Below are 1,942 nucleotides of genomic sequence, written 5' to 3' on the forward strand. Positions count from 1 at the left end.
ACTACCAAACACCCCACGAAACCCGCATAAGCTATCGTCAAGATCTCGCCCTCGTGGCATAAAACCCCGGTGTCCGGTTCCCGGGGACAACCTCAGTATCGAAGGTCAGGACGCTGTGGTGGCCAGTGGGTCGTTGTCGTCCGCCGGGCGTGCCGAAGGGCCCGTCGCCTGGCTGGCTGGCGGACTCCTCGAGGTTCAGACGTGGTGCAGGGTGTTGCGGCGGGGTTGTCGCAGCGGACCTCGATACTGGGGCGGGATGAACTCCGGTAGTCCGTCGGCCCGCCATCCACCCAGTGGTGAATATGAGGCGTGGCAGTCCTTTGGTCATCGATGAAATCTCGGGAAGATACAGGCCTCTTGGAGCATCAGATGCCCTGAAATCCACACAGCTGCCGGTCCTGGGCATGACGAGGGGCCCGTCGCCGGTGTGGCCGACGGGCTCCTCGGGTTCAGACGTGATGCAGGGTATTGCGGCGGGGTTGTCGGAGCGGGTCCCGGTATTGGGGTGGGATGAATTCCGGTAGCCCGTCGGCGGCCATCCGTACTTCCCAGTCCCCGTGATGAATCAAGCGATGGTGGAAACCACAGAGCAGCACGAGATTCCGAAGATCCGTCGGCCCACCATCTGCCCAATGGCGAATGTGATGAGCGTGGCAATTCTTCGGCTTCCGATGACACCCGGGGAACGCACAACCCCCGTCCCGGATGTTCAACGCGCGGCGCTGGCCGGGAGTGACGAACCGTCGCAGCCGCCCCACATCCAGCGGCTCACCTGCCGCGCTCAGCACCACCGGCAACATCAAGCAGTCGCAGGCCGCGAGCCGGGCTTCCCGCGCGGTCATCGTCCCCACGAAATCCAGGCACGCGGTCCCGAGACCGGACTTCAACTCGTCGAGCCCGATGGTGACATGCAGGAGGGTGCGGTAGCCGCTGGTTCCCGGCTGGTCCGGGCAGGCGATCGCCAGATCGAGGATATCGACCCAGGCGTCGCCCATGCGCTCGCACTTCATCCGCAGATCCGCCTGACCGAACTCATCCACCGGCCTCGGCTGGGCGTAGGCATCCAAAACCGCCGCCGTCCGGGCACCGGTCTCGTCGTCGAGCAGGCCGGTGAGTTTCCAGAACCCGTCCTTACGGCGCTCCAGCGTGATCTCGCGGCGCGGCTCCTTCGGCTCGGGATCCTTGGGCTCCTTGCCGTCCGGGTCCAGCCAGCCCAGCAGGCTCATCTCAGCATCTGCCAGCTGACGAGGACCCGCGTTCGGGGCCAAGTCGGCCAGGATCTTCTCCGCACTCTCCCGATCCTCAGCAGAGGTGTCGGCGGGAAGTCTCTTCAAGATCTCCAGGATCTGATCGATCCGCTCATCCCCGACCAACCCCTCCGCCGCCACCGCGGCGGTCGCGGGAGCGACAGGCGGAAGCTCCGTGCCGTCCAAGGCCCGGGTGGGGTTCAGGGCAAGGGCCCGCTTCACCACCGCACCCGCCTCAGCGGCCGACAATCCCGCTATATCGGCGAACCAAGCAGCCGTCCGGCCATAGCCATACAAGTCTTTCGCGCCCCGAGCCTCGATCTCCGCCAGAAACTGCCCCAAAGCAGCAGTCGCCATCCGAATCACCTGCAGGGACTGCTGCACGCCATGGGCAAGCTCCAGCTTGCCGGCACGCCACAGCTCCTGCGGCAACTCGGGAAGGAAGGTCTCGGACACCCTTCAATAATACCGCAAACCTGTCGAACATGTGTTCGTAATTTTAAGCGACCGGCGAAATGCGTCAGCAACACTGAAGGGTGATGGCAGCCGACAAGGCGACCACGCAAAGAAGCGCACCGCATTCAGTCGACTAAATGCGGGGCAAAGCCGTGGGGGGGGGGGGGGGGGGGGGGGTGGGGGGCCACCACCCCCCCCCCCCCCCCCCCCCCCCCCACACCCCCCCCCCCCCCCCAACC

At 65.6% G+C, this 1,942-nt stretch carries 1 protein-coding gene; it reads right to left on the bottom strand.

Going from position 1 to position 1,942, the window contains the following annotated elements; all coding sequences use genetic code 11:
- Positions 1-449 precede the first annotated feature (449 nt).
- Entirely contained in the window at positions 450-1,703 is a 1,254-nt protein-coding gene (locus ACIRGA_RS15690) for a DUF222 domain-containing protein (protein WP_400941437.1), read from the bottom strand.
- Positions 1,704-1,942 lie beyond the last annotated feature (239 nt).

Source organism: Amycolatopsis sp. NPDC102389 (assembly GCF_044765885.1).
Taxonomy (GTDB): Bacteria; Actinomycetota; Actinomycetes; order Mycobacteriales; family Pseudonocardiaceae; genus Amycolatopsis.